The organism is Chromatiales bacterium (genome assembly GCA_020445605.1).
Classification (GTDB): Bacteria; Pseudomonadota; Gammaproteobacteria; order JAGRGH01; family JAGRGH01; genus JAGRGH01.
In genome coordinates, this window is sequence record JAGRGH010000014.1 from 76570 (window position 1) to 95747 (window position 19178).

The following is a 19178-nucleotide window of genomic DNA, read 5'->3' on the forward strand; positions in this document are numbered from 1 at the left end:
AACCGCGACCGATCCGGTTACGCCGGAAGCTTGAAGCCCGACACCGACTGCTGCAGATCGTCTGCGAGATCAGCGAGGGTACCGATGGAGGCCGCCGTCTGGCCGGTACCTTCGGAGGTCTGCATCGTGATCTCCTGAATGACCGACATGGTCTCGGACACGGCGGTGGTTGCTGCGGCCTGCTCCTTTGCGCGCCGCGCGATGTTGCCCGTGAGTTCGGCGATGCGGTTCGACACCGTTTCGATTTCGAGCAGCGCGTCACCTGCGTTCTCGGCGAGTTTCGCCCCGCGCACCACGCCCGCGGTGGATTCTTCCATGGAGGCGACCGCCTCGTTGGTATCGGCCTGAATGGTCTTGACCAGCGCCTCGATCTGCTTCGTGGCGTTTGACGAACGTTCTGCAAGGCGCTGGACTTCGTCGGCGACGACCGCGAAACCGCGACCGGCCTCGCCGGCCATTGCGGCCTGCATGGCGGCGTTCAAGGCGAGGATGTTCGTCTGGTCAGAGATGTCGTCGATCAGTTCGACGATCTCACCGATCTGCTGCGAGGACTCGCCGAGTCGTTTGATTCGCTTGGAGGTCTCCTGGATCTGTTCGCGAATCTGGTCCATGCCGTAGATGGTGCTGCGCACGGTCTGGGCGCCCGTGGATGCGATTTCGACCGAGCGCTGCGCCACTTCGGCGGACTCCGCGGCGTCTTCACTCATCTGCGTGATGGTTTGCGCGACGGACTGGATGGACATGTTCGCCGCGTTGATCTGGTCGGACTGGTGCTCACTGGCCTCGGCGAGATGCATGGCCATGGCGCGCGATTCCTGCGCCGAACTCGATACCTGGTCCGAGGTGCTATTGATCGTGTTGACCAGGGAGCGCAGCGCCTCGATGGCGTAGTTGATGGAGTCGGCGATCGCGCCGGTGATGTCCTCGGTAACCGTTGCCTGCACGGTCAGGTCGCCGCTTGCGAGGTCGCCCATTTCATCGAGCAGCCGCAGGATGGCCTGCTGGTTTCGGCGATTGACCTCGTCACTGCTCTGCTCACGACGCCGTGCGCGCGTGACCAAGGCCACCGCCAGCAGTGTCAGGACCGCCAGCGAGATCGCACCCAGTGCGACGACGACACCCGGGCCGACCTGAACGTTGCCCATGCGCATGCGGCCCGGCGTTCCCTCGTAGACGAGACTCAGGTTCGCGGCGGCCTCGCTGAGCTGGTCGGAGGCGAGCGTCACGCCCTCCGCCGCCTCCAGCGCCGGCAGCGCGACCGGCACGGTCTGGATGATCTGCTGGGCGTTGTCGTTGATGGTGGAAAAGAGCAGCGCGTTCTCGCGCAAGGCACTGGAGGCCTTCGCATCAGTGATCCGATCGATGCCCATCGACTGATCGCCGCGCAGAAGGCCCTGCAACACCGCTCCGTATTCGGCGGAGTCGCGTGCAAAGCGGTCAATGGCGATTGCAGTCTCGGCGCCACCCTGCAACACCTTGTCGACGTTGTTTTCGATTCGTTGGCCGAGCAGCATCTGGCGCGAGGCGGTGAAGATCTGCTGTGCGCTGGACTTGCCCTGCGAGAGCACCTCGACGACCGTGGCCGCAGTCTGTTGCAGGCCCGGAACGAACTCGCCGATCGACTCCACGTGGTCTCGAATCTTCAGGATTGCGCCCTGCGCATCGAGTGTGAGGTCGGCCGTCTCGCGCAGGTTCAGCCAGAGGTTTTCGACGATGCGAACGACCTCTCGTGTCTCGCCCGGGGATGCCGGCAATCCACCCTCGGCATCGCCGGACTTGAGCGCGTTCATGAGGTTGTCGAAACGGTCGCGCGCGCCGGTCAGCAGCGCGAACGAGTCCGGACGACCGCGCGTGGCCTCCAGCGTGTAGTTGGCGATCTGCTGTGCAAGCACGCGCTGCTCGCCAACGATGTTCAGATAGCGACGTCCATGGGACTGCCAGGTATTCACATGCACGAACGCGATCAGCGTGGCGATGATCAACACACCGGCCATTACGCTCAGCAGCGTCATGACCTTGTTTGAGCCGATCTCCCGAAAGAAGCCCGGTACGGATTTTTCCGCCATAGCAGTTCTCGCTCTAGAGTAATTTTCCGGGCTCGGGCCATCGGATTGCAGCCTTCGCGGCTGCCCGGTCCGTTTGACCCGATCCTCGCCTGATGATCAATTTTCGAACCGTCTCGGCGCTCGCTGTTCCCGGCGCCGGCCGGCCGGCGCAAATTGCGCGCGGCGCACGTCCGTCAGAGTGCCGCACGCAGAAAACCCCCGTCAGCCGCCAGGGCCTGCGTACTGAACACACGCCACTCGCGCTCGTCGTCGCGCACGCGTGCGAGCACGAACTTGTCCAAGCGATGGCTGCCGGTCGGCGCGCCAACGACTTGATCTTCGGTAAAGCGTCGCACGCCGCCGACTTCCACGACCAGGAGCCCCGCATGCACACCGCCATGCTCGATCACCAGCACGTGCGATCGCCGGCCAACGACCGTCGGACGCCCGCCGGCGAAGATCTGCAGATCGACGATCGGCAATAGAACGCCTCGCAGATTCGTCACACCGAGAAACCAGTCACGCGTCGCGGGCACGCGGGTGAGTGCCGGAAAATTCACCGTCTCGCGCACATGGGCCAACGGCGCCACGAAATGCTGGCCGGCCACCCGAAACGCCACCCCCACCCACTGACGCTTGACCTTCGCGCGCTCGGGAAGCACGGCGGCCGCACTGCGGCCGCGCGCATCCAGTCGGGACAACAGGTCTACGGGATGTTCCATGGGCACGTGCCGGTTTGCCTGCTGCGTTGACTATTCGATGAACCGGCCGATCTTGCCGAGCAGATCGGCCTTGGAAAACGGCTTGACCACGTAGTCCTTGGCGCCCTGGCGCATGCCCCAGGCGCGATCGGTGTCCTGATCCTTGGTGGTCACCATGATGACCGGAATCTTGGACGTCGCCGGATCGCGCGCGAGTTCGCGCGTCGCCTGGAACCCATTCATGCCGGGCATGACGACATCCATGAGAATCAGATCCGGCTGCTCGGCACGCGCCACACGCAACGCCTCCTCGCCGTCCATCGCCGAAACCGTCGTGAAGCCGTTGCTCTCCAGCAACGAGCGAATGACGTGCATCTCGGTCGGTGAGTCGTCAACGATCAGAATGGTAGCCACGGTCTTATCGCCTCGTTATGGTTTCGGTATAGCGACATTGCATCTTCAAGCCCCAGCCGCCACCGGAACGTGGCCGACATGCTCGCGGATCGCCCCCAGCAGTTCTTCCTTGGTGAAAGGCTTGGTCAGATACTTCTGTGAGCCGACGATGCGCCCCTTCGCCTTGTCGAACAGCCCGTCCTTGCTCGACAGCATGATCACCGGCGTGGAGCGAAATGACTCGTTGTTCTTGATGAGCGCGCAGGTCTGATATCCATCCAGGCGCGGCATCATGATGTCGACGAAGATGATGTCCGGACGGTTCTCGGCAATGACCGAGAGCGCTTCAAAACCGTCAACGGCGGTCAATACTTCACAGCCGGCCTTCGACAGCAGGGTTTCGGCGGTATGGCGAATGGTCTTGCTGTCGTCGATCACCATGACTTTCAGCCCGGTGAAATCGGCCGAATCGCTATCGTTGCTCACGAGCACGCTCCAAATTGCATCGAACCTCGACTGACAACAGGCTGCACGAAACCACCGCCGACGTCAGGGTTGCACTGTGGTCAGCGCCAGAAGCTGCCATGTCTGCATGCCGCCGCGGAAGTAGTAGATCTTGTGCGCGGGGTAGCCGACATGGAGCAGACCCTCGATCGCCTTCGGCGACTGGCCGCAGGTCATGCCGTTACACCAGAGCATGACCTGCTTGGCATTCGAGAAGTCCCAGCGTTCGGTCTTGTCGCGGCCGTCCAGAAATCCCCACTCTTCCAGCTTGCGGGTGAAGGCTGATACACCGGCGCGCGGCTTGCCGCCCAGCAGTTCCAGCGCCTCGCGCAGTTCCACCGAGGTGTCGTCCTGGCCGAACACGGTGAACGGGATGTTGATCGAACCCGGAATCGTGCCTTTTTTGTGCCACTCCGGGGTGCGCGCATCGACCAGGATGCCCACGCCGTCGCGCACCTGATTCTCAAGGAAGTCCAGGACTTCGACCTCACCAACCGTTTCCACGCTGGGGTCCGCACGTTCCGCGCGGATACAGAACGGCGGACACTTGCGCACGGTCTGCGCCCAGTAGCCCTTGACCTCGTAGTTCTCGTCCTGGACGCGCTGGATCTTCACCGAGCGGCCGTTGTGCAGCACATGCACATAGGGCCGTTTGGCATCGACCGGAATCTGCGTGTCCGTCTCCTGGATACGAACCTGCTCCTGCGCCACGGCCGGCGTGAACAGGCCCCACCAGAAGATTGCGCCGCTGATGCCTGCGACGGTAAGAATTCGTGAAATCACGGCTGAACCTCCATCATGTCTGACTCGGTGATCGGCACATCAGGATCCGGTGCATCTAGCGCCTGAGAAACCGGTCCATGATCATGCTTCGAATGTGCTCTACGGCATTGTCACGCTGGTACTCGGCAAACACCTCGCGCTTGGCGTTGTCGCCGAGCTTCGCGTAGAAGGTATAGCTGCCCAGAAAACGGCCCTGCAGCTCGCGTTCGAACTCGACAAACCCGAGCCCGCCGCTGAGATGCGCCGCATCGCCCGGGGTGATCGGCCCGCTCGGCGCACTGCCGGACGGCGTGGTCGAGCCCGTTGCGGAGTCGGGCGAGGGTGGCGGCGCATTCGAAATGCGGCCGACCTCTTCTGAAAGCTGCTTGAGATAGTCGTCCGATTGCGCCGTACCGGCGACCGGATAGACCGACAGGATGCACGCCAATGCGACGGCCACGAGACCCGCCGGCCCGACACCCACCCGCTGTTGCTGAGAAGACCCGTCCATCACTCCACCCGATCCAAACGCGAAGCGCGGAAAAACCGTTTCGCGAGAATGAGTTGTTGAACCATACCTGAAGTTGGTTCTTATTCTTCGATCTGAACATAGCAAGCCGCCTGCGTGCGCGCAAGTCGCATCGCTCGGCCGCTCGTTTCTCGTGAATTCCAGGCACCGCGTTATACTGCGCCAACCCGGTGCGCAGGCGCTTTGCGCGCGGGCGAACCTCGCGAGCGGTCGGCGGTCCACCCCATACGGTTGGTCGACCATTCGTGGCGGGCGTTTGCATCAAACCCCGCGCGCGACTGCGGCGCATTGTCGCAGCCTGATGAAGCCTGCCGGCGCAAGCCGGAGTCTACCGTGCCTGATGAGGATTACTGCGATTTACGACACGGTTCCCAATCTGACGACGCGCCTGAACGGACCGCTGCTTCACATCGAAAGCGAGTTCCTCGCCGGTCAGGCCCAGATCGAGACCTGGCTGCGACGCGAGTGGCAGTCCACGCCGGCACCGTTCTATGCCTCCGTGGACCTGCGCAATGCCGGCTTCAAGCTCGCACCGGTGGACACCAACCTGTTCCCGGCCGGCTTCAACAACCTCGCGCCGGAACTCATGCCGCTGTCGATCCAGGCGGTGCAGTCGGCGATGGAGCATCAATGCCCCGACGCGGTGCGTGCACTGATCCTGGCCGAGGACCACACGCGCAACCGGTTCTATTTCGAGAGTCTGCATGTGCTGCAATCCATCCTGCACAACGCCGGCTACGAATGCCGGATTGCGGCGCTTCGAGTTCGCGGCGAGGCCGAGACGATCGCGCTCGATGGCGGGCGGCAGCTGCGGGTCGAGGCGCTCGTGCGCAGCGGAAATCGCGTAGTGACGGAGGGCTTCGACCCCTGCGTGATCGTGCTCAACAACGACCTGGCCGGCGGCATCCCCGATCTGTTGCAGGAGATCGAACAGACCATTGTTCCGGCCCCGGAGCTTGGCTGGGCAAGCCGCAGAAAATCCGAACACTTCGCCGCCTATGCGCAGGTCTGCACCGAATTCGCGCGGCAGATCGATCTGGACCCATGGCTGATCCAGCCGGTGTTCCGCGACTGCGGCGAGATCGACTTCATGAAGCGCACCGGTGAGGACTGCCTGGCCCGCAACGTCGAGACGATCCTTGCCGAGATCAAAGTCAAATACCGGGAGTACGGGGTCGATCGCGAGCCATTCGTGGTCGTGAAGTCCGACGCCGGCACCTACGGGATGGGCGTGATGATGGTCCGCTCGCCCGACGAGGTGCTGGGACTGAACCGCCGGCAGCGCACGCAGATGGCCTCGGCCAAGGGCGGCCGTCCGGTGGACCGCGTGATCCTGCAGGAAGGCGTCTATACCTTTGAAGGCGTCGGTACCGACGGCAGCCCCGCGGCGGCTGAACCGGTCATTTACATGATCGACCGCTTTGTGGTCGGCGGCTTCTATCGGGTGCACACCCGTCGCGGTGACGACGAAAACCTCAACGCGCCGGGCATGCACTTCGAGCCGCTGGCGTTCGCCGAGCCCTGCACGATGCCGAACCCGTCAATGGCGCCCGATGCCGGCCCGAACCGCTTCTACGCCTATGGCGTGGTCGCGCGTCTGGCCGCGCTGGCCGCCGCCCGCGAGGCCGCCCAGAAGGCCACCGCGCGTTCGCTGCGCAAGACCGCCTGAAACTTCAAGCGGTGCCGCCAAGCCTCCTCATGGTCATGGACCCGATCGGGTCCATCAAGATCGCCAAGGACACGAGCTTTGCCATGCTGCTCGAGGCCCAGCGTCGCTGCTGGAAGGTGTGGATCGCGGAACTCGGTGATCTCCGCTGGCGCGACGGCCGGCCCGAGGCCAGGCGTCGCGCCGCGCGGCTGCGCGACGACCCGGCCGGCTGGTTCGAGTTCGTCGACAGCCGCGACGGGGCCCTCGACGACATCGACCTGATCCTGATGCGCAAGGACCCGCCGGTCGACGCCGAATACCTGTACGCGACGCACTGGCTCGACCGCGCCAAGGCCGCCGGTTGCAGGGTCTACAACGACCCCCAGTCGCTGCGCGACTGGAACGAAAAGCTCGCCACCAGTCTGTTTCCGCAATGCTGCGCACCGACCCTGGTGAGTCGATGCATCGCGACATTGCGCGAGTTCGTGCGCGAGCAGGGCACCGTGGTGCTCAAGCCGCTCGACGGCATGGGCGGCGTCTCGGTGTTCCGGGTCGCCCACGACGACCCGAACCTGAACGTCATCCTGGAAACCCTGACCGCCAACGAGCGCCGGCAGACCATGGCCCAGCGCTACATCGAGGCAATCCGCGACGGCGACAAGCGCATCCTGCTGGTCGACGGAGAGCCGGTGCCCTATGCGCTCGCGCGGCTGCCGGCGGTCGGCGAGGCGCGTGCGAACCTGGCCGTCGGCGGGCGCGGGATCGGCGTGCCGCTCGGCGAGCGCGATCGCTGGATCTGCGCCGAGGTCGCGGCCGAAGTGCGCGCACGGGGACTGATCTTCGTCGGTCTGGATGTGATCGGCGACTACCTCACCGAAATCAACATCACCAGCCCGACCTGCGTGCGCGAACTCGATGCGATCTACGGCCTGAACATCGCCGGCGAGCTCTTCGACCGGCTCGAACAGCGCCTCGCGCCGGCATGAACCGCGCGCGGCCGGGACTTGCGGCGGTGCTGGCGGCCCTGCTGCTCGGCGCCTGCGGTCCCGCGCCGGAGAGTCACCGTGACCGGATTCACGCATTTGGCACGGAGATCGACGTTAGCTTGCGCACCAGCGCGGCCGCGCAGGCAAATGCAACCTTTGCGGCCCTGCGTCGCGATTTCGACTGGATGCATCGCACCTGGCATGCCTGGCAGCCGAGCGAGTTGACCCAGACCAACGACCAGTTCGCCAGCGGCCAGTGGTTCACCCTGCCACCGTCGATCAAACCGCTCGTGGAAGCCAGCAAGCAGATGTACCGCGCAAGCGACGGCCTGTTCAATCCGGCGATCGGCGCGCTGGTCGGCGCTTGGGGATTCCAGCGCGATGACCTCTCCAGCGGTGGCGATCCGAGCCCGACCGACCTCCAGCGATTGAACACACCGCCGCCGACGATGGACGACATCGAGATCGACGGCGAACGCGCCCGCGCGACCAACCCCCGCGTACGGCTGGATTTCGGCGGCATCGCCAAGGGCTACGGCGTGGAACTCGCGCTGGGGCGGGTGCTGGAGTTCGGCGTGCGTGACGCACTGATCAACGCCGGTGGCGACGTCAAGGTCATCGGCGACGCGGGCGGGCGGCCGTGGCACGTCGGCATCCGCGATCCGCGCGGCGGCGTGCTGGCGGCGATTGAGCTGGACGGCGGCGAGGCAATCTTCACTTCCGGCACCTACGAACGGTCACGGGCACGCACCGGCCGGCCACCCGCGCACCACATCCTGGACCCGCGTACCGGCGAACCGGCCACGGGGCTGGTCTCGGCGACGGTCGTCCACTACGACGCCACGCTCGCCGACGCCGCCGCGACGGCCCTCATCGCGGCCGGACCAAAGGACTGGAAACGCATCGCCGCACGCATGGGCGTCGCCCTCGCGCTGGTGCTCGACGCCGAAGACACGGCCTTCGTGACCCCGGCCCTGGCGCCCCGGCTGGACTGGCAGCGCCAGCCCGCCCGCACCGTGATCGCAGGGTCCGAATGAGTGCCACGTCCGCAGTACGAACCGATGCGGTGTCGGCCAGCGAACGCCTGGCCGTGACCCTGCTGTTTGCCGCAGCCGTGCACGCGATCCTGATCCTCGGCATCGCATTCAAGCTGCCGGACCCGGGCGAAACCCCGCGCCACCTGCTGAGCCTGGAGATCATCGCGGTGGCGAATCCGCAGCCGGAGAAAAAGCCCGAGGAACCCGATTTCCTCGCCCCGCAGAACCAGGAAGGCGGCGGCACGGAACCCGAACCCGATCGACCCACGGCCCCGCCCAATGAGGCCGAAGTGCCGCGCGCGGCCGAGCCTGCCCCGCCCGCGACCCCGGCGCCACCGCCGCCGCCCAAGCCGCGCCCGATCGAGCGCAAGCCCGTCGTCACCCAGCCCGAACCCGCCGTGGACCCCGCGCCGGCACCCGAACCGGCCCCGGCGCCCGAACCTGAAACGACGCCGGCGGTTCCGAGTCTTAGCGCGGCACAACTGTTCTCCAGCCTGCAGCGCGAGATCGACCGGCAGACCGCCGAGCTCGACCGACTCACGAAGAACTATTCGAAGCGTCCGCGCCGCAAGGTCATCAACGCGAGCACGCAGGAATACAAATATGCCGCGTATCTGGACGCCTGGCGACGCAAGGTCGAGCGCATCGGCAATCTGAACTATCCGCAGCAGGCGAAGACCCAGAAGATCTTCGGCAACCTGCTGCTGCACGTCGCCGTGCGCGCCGACGGCTCGGTCGAGCGCGTGCGGGTGATCCGCTCCTCGGGCAGCACGGTGCTCGATGAGGCCGCAGAACGCATCGTGCGCATTGCCGCGCCGTTCGCGCCGTTCCCGGCGGACATACGCGAAGACGTGGACGTGCTGGACATCACCCGTACCTGGCAATTTCTAGACACCAACCAGCTCAGCGCACGTTGACCGGCAGCCGTCGGCTTGCAGGTCGGCTCAGGCAAGTCCGATACTAGCCGGCATGTCCAGCACCACGGATTTCACGGCACACTTTCTGATCGCGATGCCCGGAATGCGCGATCCGCGCTTCCAGCACACCGTGACGTATATCTGCGAACACAACGAAAACGGCGCGATGGGGATCGTCGTCAACCGTCTGCTCGACATGCGTCTGGGCGATCTGCTCTCGCACATGGATATCGAGGCGCCGGAGTCTCTGATCTCCGATGCGCCGATCCACCAGGGCGGGCCGGTACAGACCGAACGCGGCTTCGTACTCCACCGCCCGGCGCAGGCGTGGGATTCAACCCTGCGCATCACCGACGAAATTGCGGTGACCACCTCGCGCGACATCCTCGAAGCCATCGCACACGGCGATGGACCGGATGACCGGCTGGTGGCGCTGGGATATGCCGGCTGGGGACCCGGCCAGCTGGAGCAGGAGTTCCTCGACAATGCCTGGCTGTCGGGCCCGGCCGACAACGCGATCCTGTTCGAGGTGCCGGTCGACCAGCGCTGGCAGTCGGCCGCCGGCCGGCTCGGCATCGACATCGCCCGCCTGCACGGCGACGCCGGACATGCCTGAGGCGCGTCGCGCGGCACCGGCCACCGTAAACACGATTCTGGCCTTTGATTTCGGCACCCGGCGCATCGGCCTCGCGCTGGGGACCCGCGTCGGCGCGGTCAGCCGCCCGCTCGCGGTCGTGCGGGCGAATCCGCGCATCGACTGGAGCGCCATCGCGCGCGCGATCGACGACTGGCGCCCGGAACTGCTGGTGGTCGGCCTGCCACTGGATCGCGACGGTGGTGAACAGGCCGCAACCGTTGGTGCACGCCGTTTCGCGCGCCAGCTCGCCGGCCGCCATGGCCTGCCGGTCGAGATGATCGACGAACGCTACACCTCGGTGGAAGCCGAATCGCGCCACCCGGCCGTAGCCCTGGATGCCGCGGCCGCCGCCCTGATTGCCGAAGACTGGTTGCACAGCCGATGACTACCGAGCTGCCCGGCGTCGAACCCCTGCTGGCCGCGCTCGTCGCGCGATTGCGCGAACGTCTGGACAGCGACGCAGCGCCGCCACTTGTGATCGGCATTCACACCGGTGGCGCATGGATCGCCCGGCACCTGCACGCGGCGCTCGGGCTTGCTGAACCACTCGGACTGCTCGACATCTCGTTCTATCGGGACGATTTCACGCGGCTCGACAGCCACCCGCATGTGCGCCCGAGCGAACTGCCGGTGTCGATCGATGATCGCGAGCTGTGGCTGGTCGACGACGTGCTGCACACCGGCCGCACGATTCGCGCCGCGCTCAACGAATTGTTCGACTACGGCCGCCCCGCGGCCGTGCGGCTGATCGCGCTGATCGACCGTCCCGGGCGCGAACTGCCGATCCAACCCGACGTCGTCGGCCAGTCCGTCGAGATCGGCGACGACGAACACATCAAACTGGTCGGCCCGGAGCCGTTGGCCCTGGTGTTGGCACGCCGCCGACAAGACGACGAATGAATCGCACGCCGTCACGCTCCTTGCAGCTCGATGAGCGCGGGCACCTGAAGCATTTTCTCGCAATTGACGGACTCGACCAACAGCACCTCGTCGAGATCCTTGACCGCTCCGAGTCGCTGCTCGATGTCGCGGGTCGTTCGGTGAAGAAATTACCGACGCTCAAAGGCAAGGTCGTCGTGAATCTGTTCTTCGAGTCGAGCACCCGCACGCGCACGACCTTCGAACTTGCGGCCAAGCGCCTGTCGGCCGACGTGCTGAACCTCAACGTCGCGGTATCGGCTACGAGTAAGGGCGAGACTCTGCTCGACACCCTGCACAACCTCGAGGCCATGCATTGCGACATGTTCGTGGTGCGTCACCAGCAGAGCGGGGCGGCCGAATTCGTCGCGCGGCATGTCGGGCCCGGCATTCGCGTGCTCAATGCCGGCGACGGACGCCACGAGCACCCGACCCAGGCCATGCTCGACATGCTCACGATCCGACAGCAGTTCAGGGACTTCTCGGGACTCACCGTTACGATCGTTGGCGACATCCTGCATTCACGCGTCGCTCGCTCGCAGATTCTGGCGCTGGCGCTGCTCGGTGCACGCGAGGTGCGCGTCGCCGCGCCGCAGACGCTGCTGCCACGCGGTATCGAAGCCCTTGGCGTGCGGGTGTTTCACTCGCTCGACGAGGCCATACGCGATGCCGATGTCGTCATCATGCTGCGGTTGCAACGCGAACGCATGACCAGCGCGCTGCTCCCCAGCCAGCACGAATATTTCCAGCTCTTCGGCCTGACCCAGGCACGCCTGCGGCTGGCCAAGCCGCATGCGATCGTCATGCACCCGGGACCGATCAACCGCGGCGTGGAGATCGAGTCCGCCGTGGCCGATGGCGTGCAATCGGTGATTCTGCGCCAGGTCAGCTACGGGCTGGCGGTACGAATGGCGGTCATGTCTCTGGTCATGCATGGCGCCGACCGGCGTGGCGACGATGGTTGAGACAAACGGCTATCGGCTGCTGAACGTGCGGATCATCGATCCAGCCCGTGGCGTTGACGAGATCGGCGAACTCGCCATCTCGGGCGCGCGCATCGTCGAACCCGGCGCACTGGAAAACGCCCGTGAGATCGACGCGAGCGGCCTGATCGCCTGCCCGGGCCTGATCGACCTCGGCGCGCGGATGGGCGAGCCCGGGTTTGAGCAGAAGGCCACGATCGAGTCCGAATCGCGGGCGGCCGCGGCGGGCGGCATCACAACGGCGTGTTATCCGCCCGACTGCGACCCGGTCATGGACAGTGCCGCAGTCGTGGAACTGGTACGTGCGCGCGCACGGCGCACCCATCGCATTCGCCTGCTGCCACTCGGCGCAATGAGCGCCGACCTCAAGGGCGAGCAGCTCAGCGAAATGCATTCGCTCAAACACGCCGGCTGCGTCGGCGTTAGCAACGCGCGCGCCCCGCTTGCGGGCCTGCGTATCCTGCGCCACGCAATGGAATACGCGACCACCTACGGACTGACGGTTTTCCTGCATCCAGTCGAGCATTCGCTGAGCGGTGACGGCTGCGCGCATGAAGGCCTCATCGCAACCCGGCTCGGACTGGCGCCGATCCCGGCCGAGGCCGAGAGCATAGCCGTCGCCAGTGGTATCGAACTCGCGCGCCTGACCGGGGCGCGCGTGCACTTCTGTCGTATTTCGAGCGCAGCCTCCATTCCGCTGCTGCGCGCCGGCATCAACGAGCGACTGCCGGTCAGCGCCGACGTCGCGATTGCAAACCTGATCCTCAGCGACCGCGACCTGCTGGACTTCGACAGCAACTGCCATGTGCAGCCGCCCCTGCGCGGCGTCGAGGACCGTCGCGCGCTGCGCGAGGCCGTGGCATCCGGGATCATTGGTTCGATCTGTTCCGACCACACCCCTCACGAACCCGACGCCAAGGCCGCGCCGTTCGGCGAGACACAACCCGGCATGATCGGTTTGCAAACGCTGCTGCCACTTGCACTGCAAGTTCAGCGCGAGGACAAAGTTCCGCTGATACGTATTTTGGACGCATTGACCGCCGGCCCGGCACGTGCGCTCGGGCGAAACCCACCGTCACTGGAACCGGGCACACGCGCCGATCTCTGCGTGTTCGATCCCGGGCAGGCATGGCGCTTCGACATCGCCAGCTCGCGTTCGGCGGCCGCGAATTCGCCCTTCATGGGCTGGGAACTCGAAGGACTGGTTCGATTTACCTTCTTCGACGGTCAACTGGTTTTTGAGTCCCAGGCCGGCTCATGAGTCACACACTACACCGATCGCACCGCGATACGATTCACGTCGAGACCGCCGTGGTGCTCGAACACGAACGCCACGCGGCCGACCAGCACGTGATCCGTTTACAGGCGCCGCACAGCGCGAGACACGCACAGCCCGGTTCCTTCGTTCACGTCCGCTGTTCGGACGGCCGGCCGATGCGACGGCCGCTGTCAATTCAGCGTGCGGATGCCGACTCGGGCTGGATCGAAATCCTGTTCAAGGTCGTCGGCGACGGCACATCGGAACTAGCCACTGCCGAACCGGGCGCCGCACTCAGCGTGATCGGACCGATCGGGCGACCTTTCGAACACGACGCGAGACATACGCGGCCGCTGTTGATCGGCGGTGGTGTGGGCATTCCGCCCATGGTGTTTCTCGCGGAGCGATTGCGCGCGATGCCGGGCATGGAGCCATTTGCCGCTTTCGGCTCAGAGGTGCCGTTTCCGTTTCATGCGATCGTCTCGCGCATGCTCGTGCCCGGGATGCCGCATGGTGTCACCCATGCCGCCCCGCTTCTGGAATCCTGGGGAGTGCCAAGCCGACTGGCAAGCCGCGCGCATCAGCCGGGAACCTTCCATGGCTTCGCGACGGAACTTGCGCAAGCCTGGCTCGACGCACTTCCGGGCGATGAACTGTCTCGTGTATGTGTGTATGCCTGCGGACCACACGCGATGCTACAGGCAACGGTGGCGTTGGCTGCGCGCTACGCGCTGCCCTGCCAGATCTCACTCGAAGAATACATGGCCTGCGCCGTCGGTGGCTGTGCGGGCTGCACGGTCGAGGTGCTGACACCCACGGGGCCATCAATGAAACGAGTGTGCGTGGATGGCCCGGTGTTTGATGGCTACACCGTATACCCGGCTCTACGCAGCGTTCGGAACGATTCGGCGCACCAGACCACTCAGTAGTCCTCGTGCTCGACGACTTCGGCGTCTTGCAAGCGCGCGGAGAATCGGTCCTGCCTGCCGTCATGACCAAGTTTGATCATCAGGCGCACATCGTTGCTTGAGTCCGCGTGCTTGAGTGCGTCTTCATAAGTCACCGCGCCACGGCGGAACAGCTCGACCAATGACTGATCGAAGGTCTGCATGCCGTGTTCGGTCGACCGCTTCATCAATTCCTTGAGCTTGGTGATTTCGTTCTTGCGCACGAGGTCGGCCGCAAACGGCGTATTGATCAGAATCTCCACCGCCGGAATGCGACCGCGATCGTCCGCGCGCGGCAGAAGCTGCTGGGCGACGATGGCGCGCATGTTCAGCGACAGGTCCAGCAACAGCTGGTCGCGTCGATCCTCGGGAAAAAAGTTGATGATGCGATCCATGGCCTGGTTCGCGTTGTTGGCATGCAGCGTGGTCAACACCAGATGCCCGGTCTCCGCGAAGGCGATCGCATGCTCCATGGTTTCGCGCGTCCGCACCTCGCCAATCAGAATGACATCCGGCGCCTGGCGCAGCGTGTTTTTCAGCGCGACCTCGTAGGTCGCGGTATCCAGACCGACTTCCCGCTGCGTGACAATGCACTGACGGTGCTGGTGGATGTACTCGATCGGGTCCTCAATGCTGATGATGTGACCGGTCGAATGTTCGTTGCGGTAGCCGATCATTGCTGCCAGCGAGGTCGATTTTCCCGATCCGGTCGGGCCGACAAACATTACGACCCCGCGCTTGAGCAGCGAAAATTCCGCGACCACGCCAGGAAGTTCCAACTCTTCGAAAGTGGGGATCTGCGTGTTGATCCGCCGGATGACCATGCCTGCGGAGTCGCGCTGCACGAAGGCACTGACACGAAATCGGCCTATGCCGGCGCTTGAGATCGCGAAGTTGCACTCCTTGGTTCTAGCGAACTCTTCGCGCTGCGCGGTGGTCATGACGCTTTCGACCAGATCGCGGGCATCGGTCTGCGTCAGCGACGTTTTCGACACCTGCGAGATCGTGCCGTGAACCTTGATCGATGGCGGCACTCCGGCCGTAATAAACAGGTCGGAGGCCTCCTTGTGGACCATGAGCTTCAGGAGTGATCTAAAATCCATGGCGGCTTCCGTCAGAAGAGCGACTTGTTGACCGCACGGGCGCGGGCGTCGATACGGCTCACGATGCCGCGACCAACCAGCTCCTGTAGATGCTGATCGAGTGTCTGCATACCCTGCGCCTGTCCGGTCTGCACGGCGGAATACATCTGCGCGACCTTGTCCTCCCGGATAAGGTTTCGAATCGCGGCGGTTCCGATCATGATCTCCCAGGCCGCAATACGGCCACCGCCGACCTTCTTCAGCAGGGTCTGTGAAATGACCGCACGAAGGGACTCCGACAACATGGATCGCACCATGTCCTTCTCGCCGGCGGGGAATACGTCGATGACACGATCGATGGTCTTCGGCGCGGAACTCGTATGCACGGTCGCGAACACCAGGTGACCGGTCTCGGCGGCGGTGAGGGCAAGCCGAATGGTTTCAAGATCGCGCAGCTCGCCGACCAGAATGATGTCCGGGTCTTCACGCAGCCCGGAGCGCAGCGCCTCGGTGAATCCGTGCGTATCGCGATGGACCTCGCGTTGGTTGATCAGGCACTTCTTGGAGCGATGGACAAACTCGATCGGGTCCTCGATTGTCAGGATATGCGCGTAATCCTTGTTGTTTTTGTAGTCGATCATCGCGGCCAGCGTTGTCGACTTGCCCGAGCCGGTCGGCCCGGTCACCAGCACCAGCCCGCGCGGCACGTCGACAATGTCCTTGAAACTCGGCGGCGCGCTGAGGTCCTCCAGCGTCCAGACTGCCGCGGGAATGGTCCGAAACACCCCGGCGGCGCCACGATCCTGGTTAAACGCATTGACACGGAAACGGGCCAGCCCCGGGATCTCGAAGGAGAAGTCGGTCTCGAGGAACTCCTCGTAATCCTTGCGCTGCTTGTCATTCATGATGTCGTAGATCAGCGCGTGCACGGTGCGGTGGTCCAGCGCGGGGACGTTGATCCGGCGCATGTCGCCGTCGACTCGGATCATCGGCGGCATGCCGGCTGACAGGTGCAGGTCAGAGGCGTTGTTCTTGACCGCAAAGGCCAAAAGCTCGGTGATATCCATGGCTCGTCTGGTTGGGCTGGAGGGTGTCGGGGCCGGGCGCCCGGTAACGCCTGTAGTATAGACTGCGACGGCATCGCTGCACGGCGGTCTGATTCTCACCTGGGCCTACACCGATGCTTGCCGAGTCAATCCTGCAACACAACCTCGACGGTGTCCGCGGGCGCATCGCTGCGGCGGAACGACGTGCCGGACGTCCCGCGGGCAGCGTACGGTTGCTTGCGGTGACCAAGGGTCACGCCGCAGGGCAGGTCCTTTCGGGCTGGCGCGCCGGGATTCGCGAGGTAGGAGAAAGCTATGTCCAGGAGGCGTCGGTCAAACAGGCCGCTTGCGTGGCGACCGGGTTGGTCTGGCATTTCATCGGCCGCCCACAACGCGGAAACCTCAAGGCCATCGCTCAACGGTTCGACTGGGTGCACGGTCTGGCGTCTGTTGATCACGCACTAAAACTCGATCAGACCCGCGCGTCCTGCGCCGCAGAACCGCTGAATGTTTGCATCCAGGTCAACCTGAGCGAAGAGGCGCAGAAGAACGGCGTCCGACAAAGCGAACTTCCGGGCCTGATTGAGCGTATTCGGCCGCTTCGCCACATCCGCCTGCGTGGACTGATGACCATGTCGGCCGGGCAGGACTCCGCGCCGGCCCGCAGTGCCCTGTTCGAACACGCGGCACAGTTGTTCAGCGAATTGAGTCCCGCAGCGGGAGACCGATGGGATACCCTGTCCATGGGGATGTCAGATGATTTCGAGATCGCCATCGCGGCCGGGTCGACCATCGTGCGGGTGGGTACGGCAATCTTTGGTCCCCGTAGCAACAATTTGAGGAACGGATCGTGAGCGAACGGCGCCGGATGGGCTTCATCGGTGGCGGCAACATGGCCCGCGCCCTGATCGGCGGGCTGATTCGTGCGGGATACGATCCGAAACAAATCAGCGTTTCGGATCCGCTCGCCCCCGCGCGGGACGCCTTGGCACATGATTTCTCGATCACGACCCTGGTCGACAACCGGCAACTCGCCGCCGAATGCGATTTGCTGGTGCTGGCAGTCAAACCGCAGGCGGCGCGACCGGTAATCGAGGACATCTCGGCGGTGTTTCAAGCTGGACACCAGACCGTCGTGTCGATCATGGCGGGCATCCGGGCCACCACCATCGAGCGCTGGCTCGGCGGGCAATGCGCCGTCGTGCGCGCAATGCCCAACACGCCCGCGCTGATCGGATCCGGCGCGACCGGCGTCTTCGCGAACACGCGCGTCGATCCACAGGGGCGCCAGTTGGCATCGGAGTTGTTCGAGGCGGTGGGGATCATTCGGTGGGTCGACGAAGAACGCGACCTTGACTCGGTCACGGCGCTTTCCGGCAGTGGACCTGCGTACTTCTTCTATCTGGCCGAGTTGCTGGAACGCGCCGCGGTCAGCCAGGGGCTGGACCCTGAATCCGCACGAGCGCTCTGCGTGCAGACTGCAATAGGTGCGGCGCAGATGCTCAGAGACTCTGGCGAGTCTGCCGCCGCTCTTCGTGGCCGGGTGACGTCACCAGGCGGAACAACCCATGCTGCGATCGAAACATTTCGTGCAAACGGGATCGAGGGAATTGTCGAATTGGCCTTGGAAGCCGCCCGTGCCCGTTCCGCCGAGCTGGGCAGGCAGTTTGACCAGAAGCCCCAATGAACGGATACCTGACCAACCCGCTGATTTTTCTCGTTTCCGTAGTCTTTGGCCTGTACGCGCTGGCTCTGTTACTACGTTTCCTGTTGCAGGTTGTTCGCGCGGACTTCTACAACCCCCTGTCACAGTTTTTGGTGCGAATCACCAATCCGGTGGTGCGCCCGGCGCGCAGGCTGATCCCGGGGCTCGGCGGGCTCGATCTTGCAAGCCTCTTGCTGGCTTGGCTCGTCAAGTCCTTGGAAATCGCACTGCTCATCGTGCTTACCGAAACAGCCGCAAACCCGTTGCGGGCGTTCGCATGGGCAATTCCCGATCTTGTCGAGCTGACGATATTCGTCTTTCTCGTGGCACTTTTCGTGCGCGTGGTTCTCAGCTGGATCAACGGCGGCGGCTACAACTTGGCCGCAACTGTCATCTATGATCTGACCTCTCCGCTTCTACGACCGATTCGCCGCTGGCTGCCGAGCGACACCGGCGGAATCGACTTCTCGCCACTCGTCGCTGGAGTGGTGCTGATGCTCGGTTGGTATTTGATCCTTCCGCCGCTTCGTGCCATCACCGGCACCGGCTGATCCATGCGACACACCGGGTGCTGTTCCGATAGAACCGGCGTCAACAAAACGAGAAAAGCCCCCGCCGCGAACCCGCGACGGGGGCCGTATTAAAAGCCTGGCAGTGACCTACTCTCACATGGGGAGACCCCACACTACCATCGGCGCTGAGCCGTTTCACTTCTGAGTTCGGGATGGGTTCAGGTGGTTCCAACTCGCTATGGCCGCCAGGCAAACCTTTTTAGGACCGGCAATGCCAATCCACAAATTCGAAGTTGCGAGCACAAGCTGTGCGGACATTTGCGCCCGGCGGCAAACCGCTCGGGTGTTATATGGTCAAGCCGCACGGTCAATTAGTACTGGTTAGCTCCATGCATTGCTGCACTTCCACACCCAGCCTATCAACGTCGTAGTCTTCGACGGACCTTCAGGGGCTTCAAGAGCCCAGGGAGATCTAATCTTGGGAGGGGCTTCCCGCTTAGATGCTTTCAGCGGTTATCCCGTCCGTACATAGCTACCCGGCAGTGCCATTGGCATGACAACCGGAACA

21 protein-coding genes and 2 rRNA genes are annotated in these 19178 nt (G+C 64.2%); 13 read left to right on the plus strand and 10 right to left on the minus strand.

Translation table 11 applies throughout. The annotated features are described in order from the left end of the window. Window positions 1-17: 17 nt before the first annotated feature. The 6 genes from KDG50_02600 to KDG50_02625 form a co-directional block, all read right to left on the minus strand. Window positions 18-2066, minus strand: a complete 2049-nt coding sequence (locus tag KDG50_02600) for a type IV pili methyl-accepting chemotaxis transducer N-terminal domain-containing protein (GenBank protein ID MCB1864293.1) — start codon at window positions 2064-2066, stop codon at window positions 18-20. 173 nt (window positions 2067-2239) lie between these two features. Then, entirely contained in the window at window positions 2240-2767 is a 528-nt protein-coding gene (locus tag KDG50_02605; protein MCB1864294.1) for a purine-binding chemotaxis protein CheW, read from the minus strand. A 30-nt stretch (window positions 2768-2797) separates the two neighbouring features. Beyond that, window positions 2798-3160, minus strand: a complete 363-nt coding sequence (locus tag KDG50_02610; GenBank protein ID MCB1864295.1) for a response regulator — start codon at window positions 3158-3160, stop codon at window positions 2798-2800. 45 nt (window positions 3161-3205) lie between these two features. Continuing rightward, entirely contained in the window at window positions 3206-3580 is a 375-nt protein-coding gene (locus tag KDG50_02615) for a response regulator (protein ID MCB1864296.1), read from the minus strand. 108 nt (window positions 3581-3688) lie between these two features. Further along, window positions 3689-4426 (minus strand): rhodanese-like domain-containing protein, encoded by a 738-nt coding sequence (locus KDG50_02620; protein MCB1864297.1) that lies wholly within the window; start codon window positions 4424-4426, stop codon window positions 3689-3691. A gap of 55 nt (window positions 4427-4481) precedes the next feature. After that, a complete protein-coding gene (locus tag KDG50_02625; protein ID MCB1864298.1) occupies window positions 4482-4916 on the minus strand; it encodes a hypothetical protein in 435 nt (144 codons plus the stop codon). A 358-nt stretch (window positions 4917-5274) separates the two neighbouring features. Between KDG50_02625 and gshA the strand changes: the two genes are divergently transcribed. From gshA to KDG50_02675, 10 genes are read left to right on the plus strand one after another with little or no spacing between them, the layout of a single operon-like run. After that, window positions 5275-6603, plus strand: coding sequence for a glutamate--cysteine ligase (gene gshA / locus KDG50_02630; GenBank protein ID MCB1864299.1), 1329 nt, complete (start codon window positions 5275-5277; stop codon window positions 6601-6603). Window positions 6604-6638: 35 nt separating this feature from the next. Next, window positions 6639-7568 (plus strand): glutathione synthase, encoded by a 930-nt coding sequence (gshB, locus tag KDG50_02635; protein ID MCB1864300.1) that lies wholly within the window; start codon window positions 6639-6641, stop codon window positions 7566-7568. Then, on the plus strand, window positions 7565-8605 hold the full coding sequence (locus KDG50_02640; GenBank protein ID MCB1864301.1) for an FAD:protein FMN transferase: 1041 nt from the start codon (window positions 7565-7567) through the stop codon (window positions 8603-8605). The genes gshB and KDG50_02640 overlap by 4 nt, the downstream gene beginning before the upstream one ends. Further along, window positions 8602-9522: an energy transducer TonB gene (locus tag KDG50_02645; GenBank protein ID MCB1864302.1), complete on the plus strand. Its 921-nt coding sequence runs from the start codon at window positions 8602-8604 to the stop codon at window positions 9520-9522. Before KDG50_02640 ends, KDG50_02645 begins: the two co-directional genes overlap by 4 nt. A gap of 52 nt (window positions 9523-9574) precedes the next feature. Next, window positions 9575-10138: a YqgE/AlgH family protein gene (locus KDG50_02650; GenBank protein MCB1864303.1), complete on the plus strand. Its 564-nt coding sequence runs from the start codon at window positions 9575-9577 to the stop codon at window positions 10136-10138. Beyond that, the gene (gene ruvX, locus KDG50_02655) at window positions 10131-10544 is read left to right on the plus strand and encodes a Holliday junction resolvase RuvX (GenBank protein ID MCB1864304.1); all 414 of its coding nucleotides are present in this window, start codon (window positions 10131-10133) and stop codon (window positions 10542-10544) included. Before KDG50_02650 ends, ruvX begins: the two co-directional genes overlap by 8 nt. Further along, complete coding sequence (pyrR, locus tag KDG50_02660; protein MCB1864305.1) at window positions 10541-11059, plus strand: bifunctional pyr operon transcriptional regulator/uracil phosphoribosyltransferase PyrR; 519 nt, start codon at window positions 10541-10543, stop codon at window positions 11057-11059. The genes ruvX and pyrR overlap by 4 nt, the downstream gene beginning before the upstream one ends. After that, the gene (locus KDG50_02665; protein MCB1864306.1) at window positions 11056-12042 is read left to right on the plus strand and encodes an aspartate carbamoyltransferase catalytic subunit; all 987 of its coding nucleotides are present in this window, start codon (window positions 11056-11058) and stop codon (window positions 12040-12042) included. The genes pyrR and KDG50_02665 overlap by 4 nt, the downstream gene beginning before the upstream one ends. Beyond that, complete coding sequence (locus tag KDG50_02670; GenBank protein MCB1864307.1) at window positions 12035-13321, plus strand: dihydroorotase; 1287 nt, start codon at window positions 12035-12037, stop codon at window positions 13319-13321. The genes KDG50_02665 and KDG50_02670 overlap by 8 nt, the downstream gene beginning before the upstream one ends. Beyond that, window positions 13318-14247 carry a dihydroorotate dehydrogenase electron transfer subunit gene (locus KDG50_02675; protein ID MCB1864308.1) on the plus strand — a complete coding sequence of 310 codons (930 nt, stop codon included), beginning with the start codon at window positions 13318-13320 and terminating at the stop codon, window positions 14245-14247. The genes KDG50_02670 and KDG50_02675 overlap by 4 nt, the downstream gene beginning before the upstream one ends. Here KDG50_02675 and KDG50_02680 read toward each other — a convergent pair. Next, entirely contained in the window at window positions 14241-15368 is a 1128-nt protein-coding gene (locus KDG50_02680; GenBank protein ID MCB1864309.1) for a PilT/PilU family type 4a pilus ATPase, read from the minus strand. The genes KDG50_02675 and KDG50_02680 overlap by 7 nt on opposite strands. 11 nt (window positions 15369-15379) lie before the next feature. Further along, a complete protein-coding gene (locus KDG50_02685) occupies window positions 15380-16414 on the minus strand; it encodes a type IV pilus twitching motility protein PilT (GenBank protein ID MCB1864310.1) in 1035 nt (344 codons plus the stop codon). Window positions 16415-16527: 113 nt separating this feature from the next. Between KDG50_02685 and KDG50_02690 the strand changes: the two genes are divergently transcribed. Genes KDG50_02690 through KDG50_02700 form a run of 3 tightly spaced genes read left to right on the plus strand, consistent with a single transcriptional unit; the run spans window position 16528 to window position 18649 of the window. Beyond that, the gene (locus tag KDG50_02690; protein MCB1864311.1) at window positions 16528-17247 is read left to right on the plus strand and encodes a YggS family pyridoxal phosphate-dependent enzyme; all 720 of its coding nucleotides are present in this window, start codon (window positions 16528-16530) and stop codon (window positions 17245-17247) included. After that, the gene (locus KDG50_02695; GenBank protein MCB1864312.1) at window positions 17244-18080 is read left to right on the plus strand and encodes a pyrroline-5-carboxylate reductase; all 837 of its coding nucleotides are present in this window, start codon (window positions 17244-17246) and stop codon (window positions 18078-18080) included. The genes KDG50_02690 and KDG50_02695 overlap by 4 nt, the downstream gene beginning before the upstream one ends. After that, the gene (locus tag KDG50_02700; protein ID MCB1864313.1) at window positions 18077-18649 is read left to right on the plus strand and encodes a YggT family protein; all 573 of its coding nucleotides are present in this window, start codon (window positions 18077-18079) and stop codon (window positions 18647-18649) included. Before KDG50_02695 ends, KDG50_02700 begins: the two co-directional genes overlap by 4 nt. 95 nt (window positions 18650-18744) lie before the next feature. Here the strand turns inward: KDG50_02700 and rrf are convergent. Together rrf and KDG50_02710 are read right to left on the minus strand one after the other, a co-directional pair. Next, window positions 18745-18860: ribosomal RNA gene (gene rrf, locus KDG50_02705) — 5S ribosomal RNA — on the minus strand. Between the two features lie 100 nt (window positions 18861-18960). Further along, window positions 18961-19178 (minus strand): 23S ribosomal RNA (locus tag KDG50_02710); the annotation flags it as partial.